Origin of the sequence: Phaeobacter sp. JH204B (assembly GCF_048055755.1) — a bacterium.
In the GTDB taxonomy this organism is placed as follows: domain Bacteria; phylum Pseudomonadota; class Alphaproteobacteria; order Rhodobacterales; family Rhodobacteraceae; genus Phaeobacter; species Phaeobacter bryozoorum.
Genome location: NZ_JAYMXF010000033.1, coordinates 25732 through 39841 on the forward strand (window position 1 = coordinate 25732; position 14110 = coordinate 39841).

Genomic DNA, 14110 nt, shown 5'->3' on the forward strand with positions numbered 1-14110 from the left:
GGCCGCTCCGGGTAAGTCAAGCATCGCCCGGCGTCGCAAGCGGTTCACTGGTGATTAGGCGCGCTTCGATGACGACAAAAGCCTGCGCCCAGGGATGATCATCAGTCAATGTGACATGGATGATGGCCTCGTGACCCGGCGGAGTCATCTTTGCCAGCCGATCTGCGGCCCAGCCGGTGACATGCATGACCGGCTGGCCGCTGCGCAGATTGGAAACGGCCATGTCTTTCCAGGCGATTCCCATCCGCAACCCGGTGCCGAGTGCCTTGGAGCAGGCCTCCTTGGCAGCCCAGCGTTTGGCATAGGTTCCGGCGACATCCATGCGCCGCTCGGCCTTGCGCTGTTCGATTTCGGTGAAAACACGGTTTTTGAACCGGTCACCAAACCGGTCCAAAGTGCGCTGAATACGCTCGATATTTGCCAAGTCAGTGCCAACGCCCAATATCATGCCCCGATCAAAGGCGATCTGACCGGAACTGGCAAGACCCGTGGGCGTTGGTGGCTGTCCTAGACCCGCGCCTCATCCATCAGGCGGCGCATTTCGGCGATGGCCGGGGTCAACCCTCTGAAGATGGCCTCGCCGATCAGGAAATGGCCGATGTTCAGTTCGCGCACCTCTGGAAAGGCTGCGATCGGTTGCACACAATCATAGGTCAGACCATGGCCCGCGTGAACCTCCAGCCCCAGGGAATGGGCAAAGCTGGACATTTCGCGCAGGGCTGCCAGCTCGGCATCGCGCTTGGCAAAATCGCCCTCGGCATGAGCCTCACAATAGGCACCCGTATGCAGCTCGATCACCTCAGCACCGATGCGATGTGCCGCCTCGATCTGCCGCTGGTCAGCGGCAATGAAGATCGACACCCTGCACCCGGCATCGCGCAGCGGCGCGATGTAATGGGCGAGTTTGTTTTCCTCGCGGGCCACTTCCAGCCCCCCCTCGGTCGTGCGTTCTTCCCGCTTTTCCGGCACGATACAAACCGCATGGGGTTTGTGGCGCAGGGCGATCTTCTGCATTTCTTCGGTCGCGGCCATCTCAAAATTCAGAGGCACGCTCAACGCTTCCATCAGCCCGTCGATATCGCGATCGGTGATGTGACGGCGGTCTTCGCGAAGATGGGCGGTGATCCCGTCGGCTCCGGCTTCCTCGGCCAGCTTGGCAGCGCGCACCGGATCAGGTACCTGGCCGCCGCGTGCATTGCGAACGGTGGCCACGTGGTCAATGTTCACGCCAAGCCGCAGGTCTGTGTTGTGCGAGGAAGTCTGTGCCATGGATCGCAGTTCCCAATTGAGTGCCTTTTGCCTGACACTAGGGGTTGCGCTGGCAAGGGCAAGCCCGGAAACCGCCAAATCGCGCAGTTTGGCAGCGGCTTAGCTGCTGCTGTCGTCTGCGGCGTCCAGCGAGGCGCGTTTCTTGATCACGTCGAACTTAGCCTTGATCTTGGTGCGGCGGCGCTGCTGATAGGCGCGGATGACCGGTACACTCAGCACATAGCAGACGGTTGCGGTGATGAGGCCGGGGATCACGCCACCGACGAGATAAGGATAGAACACATCGTGGTAGAACAGGGTCAGCCCCTGCCAATCCGCCGGTCGATCAGTTACCAAAGCGATCAGGTTGTCAAAAAGATCATTCCCGGCGGCCAGAAATTTCCCGACCAGAGACTTGTCGACATCGGCGTCGAACTCTGTCCCAAGGATCCAGTGGCCGGTCTGCAGAGAGGCAACGCCGATCGGCACATAGGTGAGCGGGTTGCCAAAAAACGTGCCGCTGAGGGCGGCGAGGATATTGCCGTTCATCAGCCGCGCGATAATCGCGGCCACAACGAAATGCATCCCGTAGAATGGGGTAAAGGTGGTGAATACCCCCGCCCAGACACCGCGGGCGATCCGCTCCGGCGAATCGGGCAGACGACGCACACGATGCTTCACATAGTGAAACGCGCGCCCCCACCCGCCCCGCGGCCACAGGAAATCGGCAACCGCGCGCAGAGGCGGACGTCTATCACGGCGCCTGAATACCAAAGGTTCGCGTCCTTCCCAAATCCTACTGAACGGCTACCCGAGCTTTGGGCGGCTTTCCGGCACATCGCGGTACCGTGCAACGGCGGCGACATCGCTCTCTGCTTCCAGCATCAACATCAGCGAATGCAGCTGCTCTACATCCCGCAGTTCGACATTAATCATCAGCCGGTAAAAGTCTGGTTTCCGATCGACAAATTCAAGGTCGGAGATATTGGCCTTTTTTTCGCCGATCAATGTGCAAATACGTCCCAGGACACCGGCGTCATTGCCAATCGTCAGCTCCAGCGTCACGCCGTAGACTGCGGGGTGGGTCCCACTGTGCCAGTGCAGATCGACCCAGCGTTCGGGCTGATCCTCGACCTCTCCCAAAGCGTCGCAATCTGCAGCATGGACCACAACACCCCGGCCACGATAGGTGATGCCGATGATCCGTTCGCCGGGCAGTGGCTGGCAGCAGGGGGCCCGCTCGAAGCTCTGCCCCGGCTCAAGGCCAATCACCGCACGACGCGGCGAAACCTCATCGCTGTTGTCAGCGGCCAGTTCCGGATAGACCGCCTGAACCACATCATGCGCGGTGAGTACCGCAGCCCCCAAACGGGCCAGCAATTCATCGACCGTACTGACGCGAAGCGCACGGGCCGCCGTCTCCAACGCCTTGTCAGTGGCCTTGCGCCCGACATGTTCAAACGCGGATCGTGCCAACTCGTGGCCCAGTTTCACGAACCGGGCGCGGTCAGCCTCGCGCAGGGCACGGCGGATCGCGGTACGCGCCTTGCCGGTGGTTGCAATATCCAGCCAGCTTACCTGCGGGGTCTGGCCCTCAGCAGTGATGATCTCAACCGACTGGCCATTGCGCAGGCGTGTCCAAAGCGGCACGCGGATCGAATCCACCTTTGCCCCGACACAGGCGTGGCCGATGCGGGTGTGAATGGCATAGGCGTAGTCGATCGGAGTCGCGCCCTTTGGGAGCTTGATCACATCGCCTTTGGGAGTGAAGCAGAACACTTGGTCGGAATACATCTCCAGTTTGACGGCTTCGAGGAATTCATCGTGATCCTCCTCCGCATCAAACTGCTCCGTCAGGGACGCAATCCATTTGGCCGGATCAACCGCAAAGGGGTTCTCAGAGCGCACGCCATCGCGGTAGGACCAATGGGCCGCCACACCGGTTTCTGCCACATCGTGCATCTGCCGGGTGCGGATCTGCACCTCTACCCGCTTGCCGTCGCGCCCGGAGACGGTTGCATGGATCGACCGATAGCCGTTGGACTTTGGCTGGCTGATGTAATCCTTGAACCGCCCAGGGACAGCACGCCAACGCTGATGTATGGCGCCCAGGGCCCGGTAACAGTCTTCCTCGCTCGTTGTGATAATGCGGAACCCGTAGATATCGGACAGTCGCGAAAAGCCCTGATCCTTTTCCTGCATCTTGCGCCAGATGGAATAGGGTTTCTTGGCGCGGCCAAAAACTTCGGCTTCGATCCCGGTCTTTTCCAGTTCGGCCCGCATGTCGCCGGTGATCCGATGGATCACATCGCCGGTTTCCCGCTGTAGCGTGACAAAGCGGCGGATAATTGACTGGCGACCTTCTGGATTGAGCACGCGAAAGGCCAGATCCTCCAGCTCCTCGCGCATCCATTGCATCCCCATGCGACCAGCCAGTGGCGCATAGATATCCATGGTTTCACGGGCTTTCTGGGCCTGTTTCTCCGGGCGCATCGCTTTGATGGTGCGCATGTTGTGCAGACGGTCGGCAAGCTTCACGAGGATAACCCGCAGGTCCTTGGACATTGCCATGAACAGCTTGCGGAAATTTTCTGCCTGTTTGGTTTCGCGGCTGGACAGCTGGAGATTGGTCAGCTTGGTGACACCATCAACAAGCATCGCCACCTCTTTACCAAAGCGGCTGGCGATTTCGTCGTAAGACGCCTTGGTATCTTCGATGGTGTCGTGCAGCAGCGCCGTGATGATCGTGGCGTCATCCAGCCGCTGCTCTGTCAGGATGGCAGCAACCGCCACGGGATGGGTGAAATAGGCCTCACCCGAATGGCGGAACTGCCCGTCGTGCATCTGTTCGCCGAACGCATAAGCATCAGCGATCCTGTCCGCATTGGTCCTGGGATTGTAGTTGCGGACCAGAGCAATCAGGTCTTCTGGTGAAATCATTTCCGGTCCGCAGCCTCAGCTCATTATGTCTTGCGACGTCTTAACCCTGCCCTTGCGCCTCCATCAGCGCACGCAGCAGTTTCTCTTCCGACATATCATCCGTGGCAGGCTTGTCGCTTTCCGCGCCCATCAGCAGGGCCATCGAGTCATCCTCCGGCTCATCAACCTCGATCTGGGTCTGGTTGCTTTCGATCAGACGCTCACGCAGGGAGTCGGCGCTCTGCGTTTCATCAGCGATCTCACGCAGGGACACGACGGGGTTCTTGTCGTTGTCACGCTCAACCGTGAGCGGCGCACCAGCGGCAATCTCACGAGCGCGATGCGCTGCGAGCATCACCAGCTCAAAGCGGTTGGGAACCTTGTCTACGCAGTCTTCAACCGTCACGCGGGCCATGGGCGACTCTCCAAATCAAAAATAAGTCCAGAAGGGTGACTTCTAAAACCAAAGCTTTCTCTTGACAAGCGCCGAATGGGGCGCATTGGCGGCTCAGACCGGCGAAATCTCGGTCAAATCGGACATTGGCAGCGCCGCACAGAGCTGACGCACGGTCTGACCCAGAATCGGATGGCGCCAATCAGGTGCAACATCGCGCAGCGGCACCAGCACAAAGCCACGATCCTGAAGCCTGGGATGCGGCAACAGCAGCTGGCCCGGCGCCTCTTTCATCTGCAGATCCAGTGGCAGATCCCTCCACCGTTGGAAGGTCGCCACATCCGGACAGACCAGATCGTCATAAGCGACCAGATCCAGATCCAGTGTCCGCATGCCCCAGCGCTGCACACGTCGGCGGGCAAAATCCGCCTCCACCTCATGCAACAGATCCAACAGTTCACGCGGGGGCAGGTTTGTGCCGATCGCAATCGCTGCGTTCACATAGTCAGGACCCGAGCCCGCCGGGAAGCAAGGCGTTTGATAGAAGCGCGAGATTGCCCTCAGGCTGATGTCTGATTCGGACAACTGCCCAACAGCCCCTATGAGGGTATGCTCAACCGACTGTTCGCCGATAGGCAGGTTCCCCCCCATGGCGATAAGCGCCTCTGACCGGAATTCGGTCATTTTTGCCCTCGTTTCTTAATCCCGATACACTTGCGGCAAATGTCAAATAACCTACATTAAGTCCACCCGTTTTAGCGTATTTCAGCATTCACTCACGGAACCTCACTGCTGGGACGGACCTACCGGAAGGACATATTTGATGTTTTACAAGGACGAACGGCTCGCGCTGTTCATCGATGGATCGAACCTATATGCGGCAGCAAAGGCGCTTGGGTTTGACATCGATTACAAGTTGCTCAGGCAGGAATTCATGCGCCGGGGCAAGTTGTTGCGCGCGTTTTACTACACAGCTCTGCTGGAAAATGATGAGTACTCTCCGATCCGGCCATTGGTTGACTGGTTGCATTACAACGGTTTCACCATGGTGACCAAACCAGCCAAGGAATATACCGACAGCATGGGTCGGCGTAAGGTGAAGGGGAATATGGATATCGAGCTGACGGTCGATGCCATGGAACTTGCTCCCCGCGTGGACCATATCGTGCTGTTCTCCGGTGATGGTGATTTCCGCCCGTTGATCGCCAGCCTGCAGCGGCAGGGTGTGCGCGTCTCCGTTGTCTCCACCATCCGCAGCCAGCCGCCAATGATCTCGGACGAGCTGCGCCGACAGGCCGATAATTTCATCGAGTTGGAAGAGTTGAAGGACGTGATCGGCCGCCCTCCCCGCGAACAAAGTGACCCGCGCTCCGTATCAGCCGCCACCGGCTGATACAGATCTCTGGCCTGCCGGAGGCCACCACGACCCAGACATGGCCCGCAGCAGTACCTTCACTGTTTGCGGGCTTTTGCTTGCGCTGTTTTTGGTTTCCTTGTCCCCGGGACCGCCGCTTAATCAATTGCCACGGGGCTGGACCTCGCCGACAGAAAGCCCTAGCTCTGAGCGATAAGGAGACCGCGATGACCAAGCCCCCCCTCACGCTATATCTCGCCGCGCCGCGCGGCTTTTGTGCCGGTGTCGACCGGGCGATCAAGATCGTCGAAATGGCGCTCGAGAAATGGGGGGCACCTGTCTATGTGCGCCATGAGATCGTGCACAACAAATATGTGGTCGACGGGCTGCGCGACAAAGGGGCCGTCTTCGTTGAAGAGCTGGATGAATGCCCCGATGATCGGCCGGTCATCTTTTCAGCGCATGGCGTCCCGAAGTCGATCCCGGCCGAGGCAGACCGGCGCCAGATGATCTATGTCGATGCCACATGCCCGTTGGTGTCGAAGGTCCATATCGAGGCGCAGCGCCATGCGGAAAACGGGCTCCAGATGATCATGATCGGTCACAAGGGGCATCCTGAAACCATTGGCACCATGGGACAGCTGCCCGAGGGAGAAGTGCTGCTGGTGGAAACCCCGGATGATGTCACCACGGTGACGGTTCGCGACCCTGACAATCTCGCATATGTCACCCAGACAACCCTGTCGGTCGATGACACCAAGGATATTGTTGCAGCACTTCAGGCTCGGTTTCCGAATATTGTCGGCCCTCACAAGGAAGACATCTGCTATGCCACCACCAACCGCCAGGAGGCCGTCAAGGAAGTCGCCCCGAAGGCAGATGCCCTATTGGTTGTCGGCGCTCCCAATTCATCGAACTCACGACGGTTGGTCGAAGTTGGCGCCAAGGCGGGATGCCAATATGCACAGCTGGTACAACGGGCCGAAAACATTGATTGGCGCGCGCTTGAGGGAATTTCCTCGATCGCGATCACCGCTGGTGCCTCTGCGCCCGAGCTCTTGGTGAACGAAGTCATTGATGCCTTCCGCGAGCGGTTCGAGGTAACAGTCGAGCTGGTGGAAACCGCGATTGAACGGGTTGAGTTCAAAGTTCCCCGGGTTCTGCGGGAAACAGCCTGAGGTGGCTTGTCCCCTGCAAACGATAATGACGTAGCCGCTTTGCCGGTCTGCGGATTTCTTTGTCTTGCAACTGACCGGCAGCCGATTACCCTTGGCCTGAACCACCTTGTCTATCATAAGGAGCTGGTCAATTGATTTCACTGCAATTTCTGGTCACCGCATTTGTCGTCGTCCTCGCGCCAGGGACCGGTGTGCTCTACACGCTGGCGCTTGGTCTTGGCCAGGGGCGGCGTGCCGCGATTTGGGCAGCGGTCGGCTGCACCTTTGGCATCGTGCCCCATCTTGTGGCTGCGACACTGGGGCTGGCTGCGGTTCTGCACACCTCGGCGGTGCTGTTTCAGGCGGTGAAGATTGCGGGCGTTCTGTATCTTCTGTATCTGGCCTGGCAAATGCTGAAAACTGACGGCGCGCTGTCATTGTCCGGCGCGCCTGCTGCTCCGGATCATGGTCTAAGGATCGCCAAGCGCGGCGCCCTGATCAACATCCTGAACCCGAAACTTTCGGTGTTTTTTCTGGCGCTTCTCCCGCCGTTCCTGTCAGGCGCGGCCGCAACAGCGACACAGGAGATGGTCGTGCTTGGCTTGATTTTCATGGCCATGACTTTTGGTGTCTTTGTGCTCTACGGGCTCTTTGCAGCGCAGGCGCGAAGCTTGATCCTGGGGTCGGACACCGTGATCAAATGGCTGAATCGCAGCTTTGCTGCGCTGTTTGCCGCGCTGGCGGCCCGATTGGCGATGGAACGGGCATGAGCAGGATACCACCGGCACCGCTGGTCTTGGGGCTGGCCGGGCTGATCCCATTCGTCTGGGGAGCACTCACCACGCAGATCCCGGCGTTGCAGGTCTGGGGTGCCAGCCATCTTGGGGCGCGGTTTGTCGGCCCATATGTGCAGCTGTTCTATGGCTCTGTGATCCTCAGCTTCATGTCCGGCGTGCTCTGGGGATTTGCGACCAAGACATCGGGTATGCAGGCGGCAACTGGTTATGCCCTGTCGGTGCTACCAGCGCTTTGGGCATTTTTCATGACCGGCGGTGGACCGACCAGCGCGGGCATAAACCTGATCTACGGCTTTGCCGGCCTGTTGCTGCTGGATTATGCCTTTTACGTCTGGCGTCTGACCCCATCATGGTGGATGCAGCTGCGCCTGCTGCTGACCGGCATTGTGGTCGCCAGCCTCGCCGTCGGTGCCTACCTGTGAGCGGGCCTGACCGCGAGACACTGGAGATCTACAACAACAAGGCAGCGGATTATGCTGACCGGAACCAGACACACCTGCGAGAAGACCCACGCCTGCACGAGTTCATCGCTGCCTGCCCGCCGAACGCACGGGTGCTGGATCTGGGCTGCGGTCCCGGCACCTCCAGCGCGGTTATGGCCGCAGCCGGGTTGCGCCCTGTGGCGATGGATGCTTCCGTGGAAATGATCGCACTGGCGGAACACATGCCGGGTGTTGAGACGTGTCTCGCCAGTTTTGATGAGCTGTCGGGGTGTGACATCTATGATGGCATCTGGGCCAATTTCAGTCTGCTACATGCGCCGCGTGCCGATTTTCCTCGTCACCTGAGGGCCATCCGGCTGGCGCTGCGGTCAGGTCGGCCCTTTTACATCGCGCTAAAGCTCGGTAAGGGCGAGGCCCGCGATGCCCTTGGGCGATATTATACCTACTACGAGGAAGACGAATTGATCGATCTATTGCGCACTGCTGGGTTCACCCCGGACAACCGCACCACCGGCGAAAACGCAGGGCTGGACGGCGCTATGGCGCGCTGGATTTCGGTGGCCTGTCATGGCTGATCTCTTCGCCTACACGGATGGCGCCTGCTCCGGCAATCCTGGCCCGGGTGGCTGGGGGGTTTTGCTGCGCGCACTGGACGGCGACACTGTTGTCAAGGAAAAGGAACTGCAGGGCGGCGAAGCCGAGACCACCAACAACCGGATGGAACTGCTGGCAGCGATCAATGCCCTGGAAAGCCTGGCGCGCCCCTCTACTCTCACCGTTGTGACCGATTCAGCCTACGTCAAAAACGGTGTCACCGGCTGGATCCACGGCTGGAAACGAAATGGCTGGAAGACCGCGTCAAAGAAACCCGTGAAAAACGTTGAGCTGTGGCAACGTCTGGACGAGGCGCAGCGCCGTCACACGGTCACGTGGGAATGGGTCAAAGGCCACGCAGGCCATCCCGAGAACGAACGCGCCGATGAACTTGCGCGTGCAGGCATGGCCCCGTTCAAGACTGGCAAAGCCAAGGCATGACCATCCTTACCCTTCTGGACTATGCGTCCGTTCTGGTCTTTGCGGCCTCCGGCGCCCTGGTGGCCAGCCGGGCACAGCTCGACATTGTCGGCTTTGCTTTCGTGGCCTGCCTGACCGCCGTCGGCGGAGGGACGGTGCGGGATCTTTTGCTGGATCGCAACCCAGTGTTCTGGATCGGCGATTCTACGATAATCCTGTTGGCGGCGGTGACTGCGGTGGTTGTCTTCTTCACCGCCCATTTGGTGGAAAGTCGGCTGCGCTGGATTGTCTGGCTCGACAGTTTTGCACTGGCAATCGCAGTTTCGGCGGGCACCGGCGCTGCCTTGCTAACCGGCCAGACGCCGGTGATCGTTGTGCTGATGGGCATGGCAACAGGCACCCTGGGCGGGTTGATGCGTGATGTGGTCTGCAATGAAGTGCCGCTGGTGCTGAAACAGGGCGAGCTCTATATCTCATGCGCCATGGCAGGCGCGATTACGGCGGTGGTCAGCATGGCATTTGGCCTGCCGACCCGCTGGGCGCTTGTGGCCTGCGCGGTGGTCTGCTGGGTTTTGCGGGCGGGCTCAATCGCATTTGGCTGGCATCTGCCAGTTTATCGTTCACGACCGCCGCGCAGCTGAGCAATAGTCGGCAGGCAGGTTCAGCGGCGCCAGTGAAACGGCACGATGATCAACGCGCCGATGGATGCGGCAATGGCGTTCCAACCCGGTGCGCGAAAGCCGACGCCAAACATGATCGCCACAAAATGGAACAGGAACGCGCCGCCAACGCAGATGATGATCGACGAGAGATACCCATTGTGGGTAAAACCGGTGCGCTCCGCCAGGTAGCCGACGATCCCGGCAATAACGACGCTGCCGAACAGGGCCAGAAACATATCCGCCTCCCTTAAAGCTGTGTGCCGCGCGCTACGGGAAAGCCACGCAGGAAAATCTCGCGTTCCTGTGCTCCCTTGCCTGCCCGCTGCAATCGCAACAGCTCAACCGCGCCCTCACCACAGGCAACCCGCAGCGCATCGTCCAGAACGATTCCCGCCACGCCGGCCCCGTCGACAACGCGGGATGCCAACAGCTTTACGCGCTGACCCTCGATCTCGCACCAGGCACCGGGAAACGGAGACAACCCGCGGATCGTCCGATCAACCTCCACCGCGGAGCGTTGCCAGTCGATGCGGGCTTCGGCCTTGTCGATCTTATGGGCATAGGTCACGCCCGCGTCCGGCTGCACCTCAGCTGTCAGGTCAGACAGCCCATCCAGGGCACGGACGATCAGGTCTGCCCCCATTTCCGACAGCCGATCATGGAGCTGGGCGGTGGTTTCCTCCGGGCCAATCTCGGTCGCTTCGCGCAGCAGGACCGGGCCGGTGTCAAGCCCCGCCTCCATCTGCATGATGCAGACGCCAGTTTGACTGTCGCCCGCCATGATGGCGCGGTGAATGGGTGCCGCTCCGCGCCAACGCGGCAGCAGGCTCGCGTGGATATTGAGGCAGCCGTGTCTGGGGGCATCCAGCACCGCCTGTGGCAGGATCAAACCATAGGCCACGACCACCGCGACATCCGCCCGTAGATCCGCGAATTCGGCCTGCTGCTCGGCCCCTTTGAGGCTGACCGGGTGACGGACATCAAGACCCAGTTCAATCGCGCGGGCATGAACGGGCGTTGGTCGATCCTTCTTGCCGCGCCCGGCCGGACGGGGCGGTTGGCAGTAGACCGCAGCAATCTCATGACCCGCGTCAACCAGGGCATCCAGTACCGGAACCGAAAACTCCGGCGTCCCCATGAAAATAATACGCATCCGCTGCCCCTTACTCTCAATCCATTCGCCTGAAACAGGCCCCGAACCGCGGGTTTGTCCCCGCACGTGTCTCAGCCATTCAGCTTCTTCGCCTTGCGGATCAGCATATCGCGTTTCACCTTCGACAGCCGGTCAAAATACATACGGCCATTCAGGTGATCGATCTGATGTTGCACGCTGGTGGCCTCGATCCCGACGAAATCCCGTTCGACCACCGCGCCGGTTTCATCCATATATCGCACGGTCACCGCGCGCGGTCGTTTGATTTTGGCCGAGACGCCGGGGAGGTTGGGACTGGCCTCCTCATGTTCCCGCAGCGCGACCGAAGCATGCAGGATTTCGGGATTCGCCAGCCGGACAGCGCGGCCCCGTTCGCTGGAGCCGTCGACAACTGCCAGTCGTTGCAGGACGCCGATCTGGTTTGCGGCCAAGCCAACACCGGGCATTGCCTCCATCGTGTCGATCATATCCTGCCAGAGGGTCAGCGTATCCTCGGTGATTTCGCTCACGTCCTCGGCGCGGCTGCGCAGATGCTTGTCGGGCCAGGGCAGGCAGGGGCGCACGGTCATCGGGGTGTCTCCAGGTTAGTTTCATAGGTGGCAAGGGCCGCAGCGCGCGCCTCTGGGTCCACCCGGTCAAAAGTGACACGACCATCAAGATGATCGTATTCATGCTGCACGCAAGCCGCAGCAAACCCGTCAAACCGGCGCTGATGGCGCACGCCCTCCATGTCGGTCCAACCGAGATCTACCCAGGCTGGGCGCGTCACATCGAGACTGAGGCCCCTGATCGACAGGCACCCCTCGGTGCGTGTCGCCATCTCATCGGAAAGGGCGATGATCTCTGGGTTCAGGCAGACCAGCGGGTCGCGCGTGCCTTCCTTCCAGGTCGTATCCATAACAAATACCCGTGCCAGAACACCGACCTGGGGCGCGGCCAGTCCACGACCCGGCGCGGCATACATGGTATCGAGCATATCGCGCACCAGATCCGCAACCTCTGATGGGTCAGTCACCGGCGGAGCTGGGGTGCTCAGCACCGGGTCGGGCCAAGCCCTGATCTGGAGAACCGTCATCTTGTCCACCTTTCCGGGTCAAATCAGCCAACGTACGCCATCTTGTCCACAGACGGAGCCACCCGCCCATCGTCAGCTACCGCGTCCGCGCTCGCGCTTCAGTTTCTGCATTTTCCGTGTGATCATCTGCCGTTTAAGCGGTTTCAGGTAATCAATGAACAGCTTGCCGTTCAAATGGTCGATCTCATGCTGGACGCAGGTCGCCCAAAGACCATCAAAGGTTTCCCGCTGGGGATTGCCGTTGCGATCCATCCATTCGACGTCAACCACCTTGGGGCGTGTCACCTCGGCGTATTGATCGGGAATGGACAGGCAGCCTTCCTCATAGACATTGATGTCATCCGATGCTGCAACCACTTCTGGGTTGAACATGACCAGAGGGCGGGCCGGGCCATCCTCTTCCTTGACACAATCCAGCACGATAAGGCGGTCCAGCACGCCGATCTGCGGCGCGGCAAGGCCGATACCCGGCGCAGCATACATGGTTTCCAGCATGTCGTCGGCCAGCGTGCGCAATGCGTCCGAAAGGTCGGGAACAGCTGCACATACCTTCTTGAGGCGGGGATCAGGATGGATCAGGATCGGTCGTTTCATGCCGCTGATTTAGGCCATTGACGCCCGCCCTGCAACGGCCCCCTTGCGTGTCGCTGGATTGCCGTTAGCTTCGCCCCTGAACAACGGGAGTTCAGACATGGATTTTGACAAGATCATTGACCGCCGGAATACACATTGCATCAAATGGGACATGATGGAGGATCTCTATGGCGTGCCACGCGACGAAGGTCTGTCGATGTGGGTGGCCGATATGGATTTCGCAGTGCCATCGGTCGTGACCGACAAGATGCGGGAAATGGCCGACCATGGTGTCTATGGGTATGTGAACTGCGACAGCCCCTACCGGTCCGCAATCTGCTGGTGGATGCAGAACCGTCACGGTTGGTCGGTCGACCCCGACGCGATTTTCACGACAACCGGTCTAGTGAACGGCGTCGGTATGTGTCTGGATACCTATACGCAACCGGGTGACGGCATTGTGCTGTTCACGCCGGTCTATCACGCCTTCGCCAAGGTCATTCGCAACGCCGGACGTGAGGTGGTCGAATGCGAACTTGCCGTCAACGATGGGCGCTACGAAATGGATTTTGCGGCCTATGATGCGCAGATGACCGGTTCGGAAAAGATTGTCATCCTCTGCTCTCCCCATAACCCGGTCGGCCGTGTCTGGACCCAGGATGAACTGCGCGGCGTTGCCGATTTTGCCAAGCGGCACGATCTGATCCTGCTCTCCGATGAAATTCATCACGATCTGGTATTCGACGGTGCAACTCATATCCCGATGCAAAACGCGGCACCGGATATCACCGATCGCCTGTTGATGCTGACCGCGCCGTCCAAGACGTTCAACTTTGCCGGTATGCACACCGGTCAGGTCATCATTCCCGATCCCGATCTGCGCGCAAAATTCTCCCGCCGGATGCTGGCGCTGGCGCTGTCGCCGAACTCTCCCGGCCAATGGGCAACGGCTGTCGCCTACTCTCCGGAAGGCGCCGCCTGGGTGAATGAACTGGTGCCCTATCTGGACCGCAACCGGCAGATCTTCGATGCCGCCGTGAACGAGATCCCCGGTCTACATTCAACCCGGCTGGAAGCGACCTATCTGGCCTGGGTCGATTTCTCCGGCACTGGCATGAGCCGCGAGGAGTTCACCGCACGGGTTGAAAACGACGCGAAGATTGCGGCCAACCACGGGCCCAGTTTTGGAACTGGTGGCGGCAGCTTCCTGCGGTTCAACCTAGGCACCCAGCGCGCACGGGTCGAAGAGGCCTGCGAGCGTCTGCGCAGGGCATTCGCCGACCTTCAATAATGCCGGGTGGACAATCGGTCTCGCACAGAT

Annotated in this window: 19 protein-coding genes; 8 read left to right on the plus strand and 11 right to left on the minus strand. The window is 60.0% G+C overall.

All coding sequences use genetic code 11. The features are described from left to right. Positions 1-16: 16 nt before the first annotated feature. The 6 genes from acpS to folK all read right to left on the minus strand — a co-directional run bounded on the left by acpS (position 17) and on the right by folK (position 5245). Positions 17-448 (minus strand): holo-ACP synthase, encoded by a 432-nt coding sequence (acpS, locus tag VXL81_RS18455; protein WP_340546543.1) that lies wholly within the window; start codon positions 446-448, stop codon positions 17-19. Between the two features lie 59 nt (positions 449-507). After that, entirely contained in the window at positions 508-1269 is a 762-nt protein-coding gene (locus VXL81_RS18460) for a pyridoxine 5'-phosphate synthase (RefSeq protein ID WP_416538338.1), read from the minus strand. Positions 1270-1368: 99 nt separating this feature from the next. Beyond that, the gene (locus VXL81_RS18465) at positions 1369-2022 is read right to left on the minus strand and encodes a DUF2062 domain-containing protein (RefSeq protein ID WP_340546541.1); all 654 of its coding nucleotides are present in this window, start codon (positions 2020-2022) and stop codon (positions 1369-1371) included. A gap of 33 nt (positions 2023-2055) precedes the next feature. Continuing rightward, positions 2056-4188 (minus strand): RelA/SpoT family protein, encoded by a 2133-nt coding sequence (locus tag VXL81_RS18470; RefSeq protein ID WP_340546540.1) that lies wholly within the window; start codon positions 4186-4188, stop codon positions 2056-2058. Positions 4189-4228: 40 nt separating this feature from the next. Further along, entirely contained in the window at positions 4229-4582 is a 354-nt protein-coding gene (rpoZ, locus tag VXL81_RS18475) for a DNA-directed RNA polymerase subunit omega (protein WP_061049565.1), read from the minus strand. 93 nt (positions 4583-4675) lie between these two features. Next, entirely contained in the window at positions 4676-5245 is a 570-nt protein-coding gene (gene folK / locus VXL81_RS18480) for a 2-amino-4-hydroxy-6-hydroxymethyldihydropteridine diphosphokinase (RefSeq protein WP_416544482.1), read from the minus strand. Positions 5246-5384: 139 nt separating this feature from the next. On the opposite strand from folK, the gene VXL81_RS18485 reads away from it, so the two are divergent. The 7 genes from VXL81_RS18485 (at position 5385) to VXL81_RS18515 (ending at position 9967) form a co-directional block, all read left to right on the plus strand. Next, the gene (locus VXL81_RS18485) at positions 5385-5954 is read left to right on the plus strand and encodes an NYN domain-containing protein (RefSeq protein ID WP_340546538.1); all 570 of its coding nucleotides are present in this window, start codon (positions 5385-5387) and stop codon (positions 5952-5954) included. Between the two features lie 188 nt (positions 5955-6142). Beyond that, positions 6143-7093: a 4-hydroxy-3-methylbut-2-enyl diphosphate reductase gene (ispH, locus tag VXL81_RS18490; protein ID WP_416555552.1), complete on the plus strand. Its 951-nt coding sequence runs from the start codon at positions 6143-6145 to the stop codon at positions 7091-7093. Between the two features lie 131 nt (positions 7094-7224). Further along, positions 7225-7842 carry a LysE family translocator gene (locus tag VXL81_RS18495; protein ID WP_416555554.1) on the plus strand — a complete coding sequence of 206 codons (618 nt, stop codon included), beginning with the start codon at positions 7225-7227 and terminating at the stop codon, positions 7840-7842. Beyond that, positions 7839-8291 (plus strand): DUF3429 domain-containing protein, encoded by a 453-nt coding sequence (locus tag VXL81_RS18500; RefSeq protein WP_416555556.1) that lies wholly within the window; start codon positions 7839-7841, stop codon positions 8289-8291. The genes VXL81_RS18495 and VXL81_RS18500 overlap by 4 nt, the downstream gene beginning before the upstream one ends. Further along, positions 8288-8887, plus strand: coding sequence for a class I SAM-dependent DNA methyltransferase (locus VXL81_RS18505; RefSeq protein ID WP_416544485.1), 600 nt, complete (start codon positions 8288-8290; stop codon positions 8885-8887). The genes VXL81_RS18500 and VXL81_RS18505 overlap by 4 nt, the downstream gene beginning before the upstream one ends. Then, positions 8880-9347 carry a ribonuclease HI gene (gene rnhA, locus VXL81_RS18510; protein ID WP_416555558.1) on the plus strand — a complete coding sequence of 156 codons (468 nt, stop codon included), beginning with the start codon at positions 8880-8882 and terminating at the stop codon, positions 9345-9347. The genes VXL81_RS18505 and rnhA overlap by 8 nt, the downstream gene beginning before the upstream one ends. Next, on the plus strand, positions 9344-9967 hold the full coding sequence (locus VXL81_RS18515; RefSeq protein ID WP_416555560.1) for a trimeric intracellular cation channel family protein: 624 nt from the start codon (positions 9344-9346) through the stop codon (positions 9965-9967). The genes rnhA and VXL81_RS18515 overlap by 4 nt, the downstream gene beginning before the upstream one ends. Positions 9968-9987: 20 nt before the next feature. Here the strand turns inward: VXL81_RS18515 and VXL81_RS18520 are convergent, their stop codons facing one another. The 5 genes from VXL81_RS18520 to def (VXL81_RS18540) form a co-directional block, all read right to left on the minus strand. Beyond that, the gene (locus VXL81_RS18520; RefSeq protein ID WP_416555561.1) at positions 9988-10224 is read right to left on the minus strand and encodes a hypothetical protein; all 237 of its coding nucleotides are present in this window, start codon (positions 10222-10224) and stop codon (positions 9988-9990) included. Positions 10225-10235: 11 nt separating this feature from the next. Next, entirely contained in the window at positions 10236-11141 is a 906-nt protein-coding gene (gene fmt / locus VXL81_RS18525) for a methionyl-tRNA formyltransferase (RefSeq protein ID WP_416555563.1), read from the minus strand. A gap of 71 nt (positions 11142-11212) precedes the next feature. After that, positions 11213-11710 (minus strand): peptide deformylase, encoded by a 498-nt coding sequence (gene def / locus VXL81_RS18530; RefSeq protein ID WP_340546529.1) that lies wholly within the window; start codon positions 11708-11710, stop codon positions 11213-11215. Beyond that, entirely contained in the window at positions 11707-12216 is a 510-nt protein-coding gene (gene def, locus VXL81_RS18535; protein WP_416555565.1) for a peptide deformylase, read from the minus strand. The genes def (VXL81_RS18530) and def (VXL81_RS18535) overlap by 4 nt, the downstream gene beginning before the upstream one ends. A gap of 72 nt (positions 12217-12288) precedes the next feature. Next, a complete protein-coding gene (gene def, locus VXL81_RS18540) occupies positions 12289-12810 on the minus strand; it encodes a peptide deformylase (protein ID WP_416543465.1) in 522 nt (173 codons plus the stop codon). Positions 12811-12907: 97 nt separating this feature from the next. Between def (VXL81_RS18540) and VXL81_RS18545 the strand changes: the two genes are divergently transcribed. After that, positions 12908-14080 carry a MalY/PatB family protein gene (locus tag VXL81_RS18545; RefSeq protein ID WP_416555567.1) on the plus strand — a complete coding sequence of 391 codons (1173 nt, stop codon included), beginning with the start codon at positions 12908-12910 and terminating at the stop codon, positions 14078-14080. The last annotated feature ends 30 nt before the right edge of the window (positions 14081-14110 follow it).

What these genes read in the sequence shown, in the direction of transcription:
- rnhA (WP_416555558.1), top strand. Translation starts at nt 8,880, where the DNA reads ATGGCTGATCTCTTCGCCTACACGGATGGCGCCTGCTCCGGCAATCCT.
- def (WP_416555565.1), bottom strand. Translation starts at nt 12,216, where the DNA reads ATGACGGTTCTCCAGATCAGGGCTTGGCCCGACCCGGTGCTGAGCACC.
- def (WP_340546529.1), bottom strand. Translation starts at nt 11,710, where the DNA reads ATGACCGTGCGCCCCTGCCTGCCCTGGCCCGACAAGCATCTGCGCAGC.
- ispH (WP_416555552.1), top strand. Translation starts at nt 6,143, where the DNA reads ATGACCAAGCCCCCCCTCACGCTATATCTCGCCGCGCCGCGCGGCTTT.
- folK (WP_416544482.1), bottom strand. Translation starts at nt 5,245, where the DNA reads ATGACCGAATTCCGGTCAGAGGCGCTTATCGCCATGGGGGGGAACCTG.
- rpoZ (WP_061049565.1), bottom strand. Translation starts at nt 4,582, where the DNA reads ATGGCCCGCGTGACGGTTGAAGACTGCGTAGACAAGGTTCCCAACCGC.
- fmt (WP_416555563.1), bottom strand. Translation starts at nt 11,141, where the DNA reads ATGCGTATTATTTTCATGGGGACGCCGGAGTTTTCGGTTCCGGTACTG.
- VXL81_RS18515 (WP_416555560.1), top strand. Translation starts at nt 9,344, where the DNA reads ATGACCATCCTTACCCTTCTGGACTATGCGTCCGTTCTGGTCTTTGCG.
- VXL81_RS18500 (WP_416555556.1), top strand. Translation starts at nt 7,839, where the DNA reads ATGAGCAGGATACCACCGGCACCGCTGGTCTTGGGGCTGGCCGGGCTG.
- VXL81_RS18485 (WP_340546538.1), top strand. Translation starts at nt 5,385, where the DNA reads ATGTTTTACAAGGACGAACGGCTCGCGCTGTTCATCGATGGATCGAAC.
- VXL81_RS18470 (WP_340546540.1), bottom strand. Translation starts at nt 4,188, where the DNA reads ATGATTTCACCAGAAGACCTGATTGCTCTGGTCCGCAACTACAATCCC.
- acpS (WP_340546543.1), bottom strand. Translation starts at nt 448, where the DNA reads ATGATATTGGGCGTTGGCACTGACTTGGCAAATATCGAGCGTATTCAG.
- VXL81_RS18520 (WP_416555561.1), bottom strand. Translation starts at nt 10,224, where the DNA reads ATGTTTCTGGCCCTGTTCGGCAGCGTCGTTATTGCCGGGATCGTCGGC.
- VXL81_RS18545 (WP_416555567.1), top strand. Translation starts at nt 12,908, where the DNA reads ATGGATTTTGACAAGATCATTGACCGCCGGAATACACATTGCATCAAA.
- def (WP_416543465.1), bottom strand. Translation starts at nt 12,810, where the DNA reads ATGAAACGACCGATCCTGATCCATCCTGATCCCCGCCTCAAGAAGGTA.
- VXL81_RS18460 (WP_416538338.1), bottom strand. Translation starts at nt 1,269, where the DNA reads ATGGCACAGACTTCCTCGCACAACACAGACCTGCGGCTTGGCGTGAAC.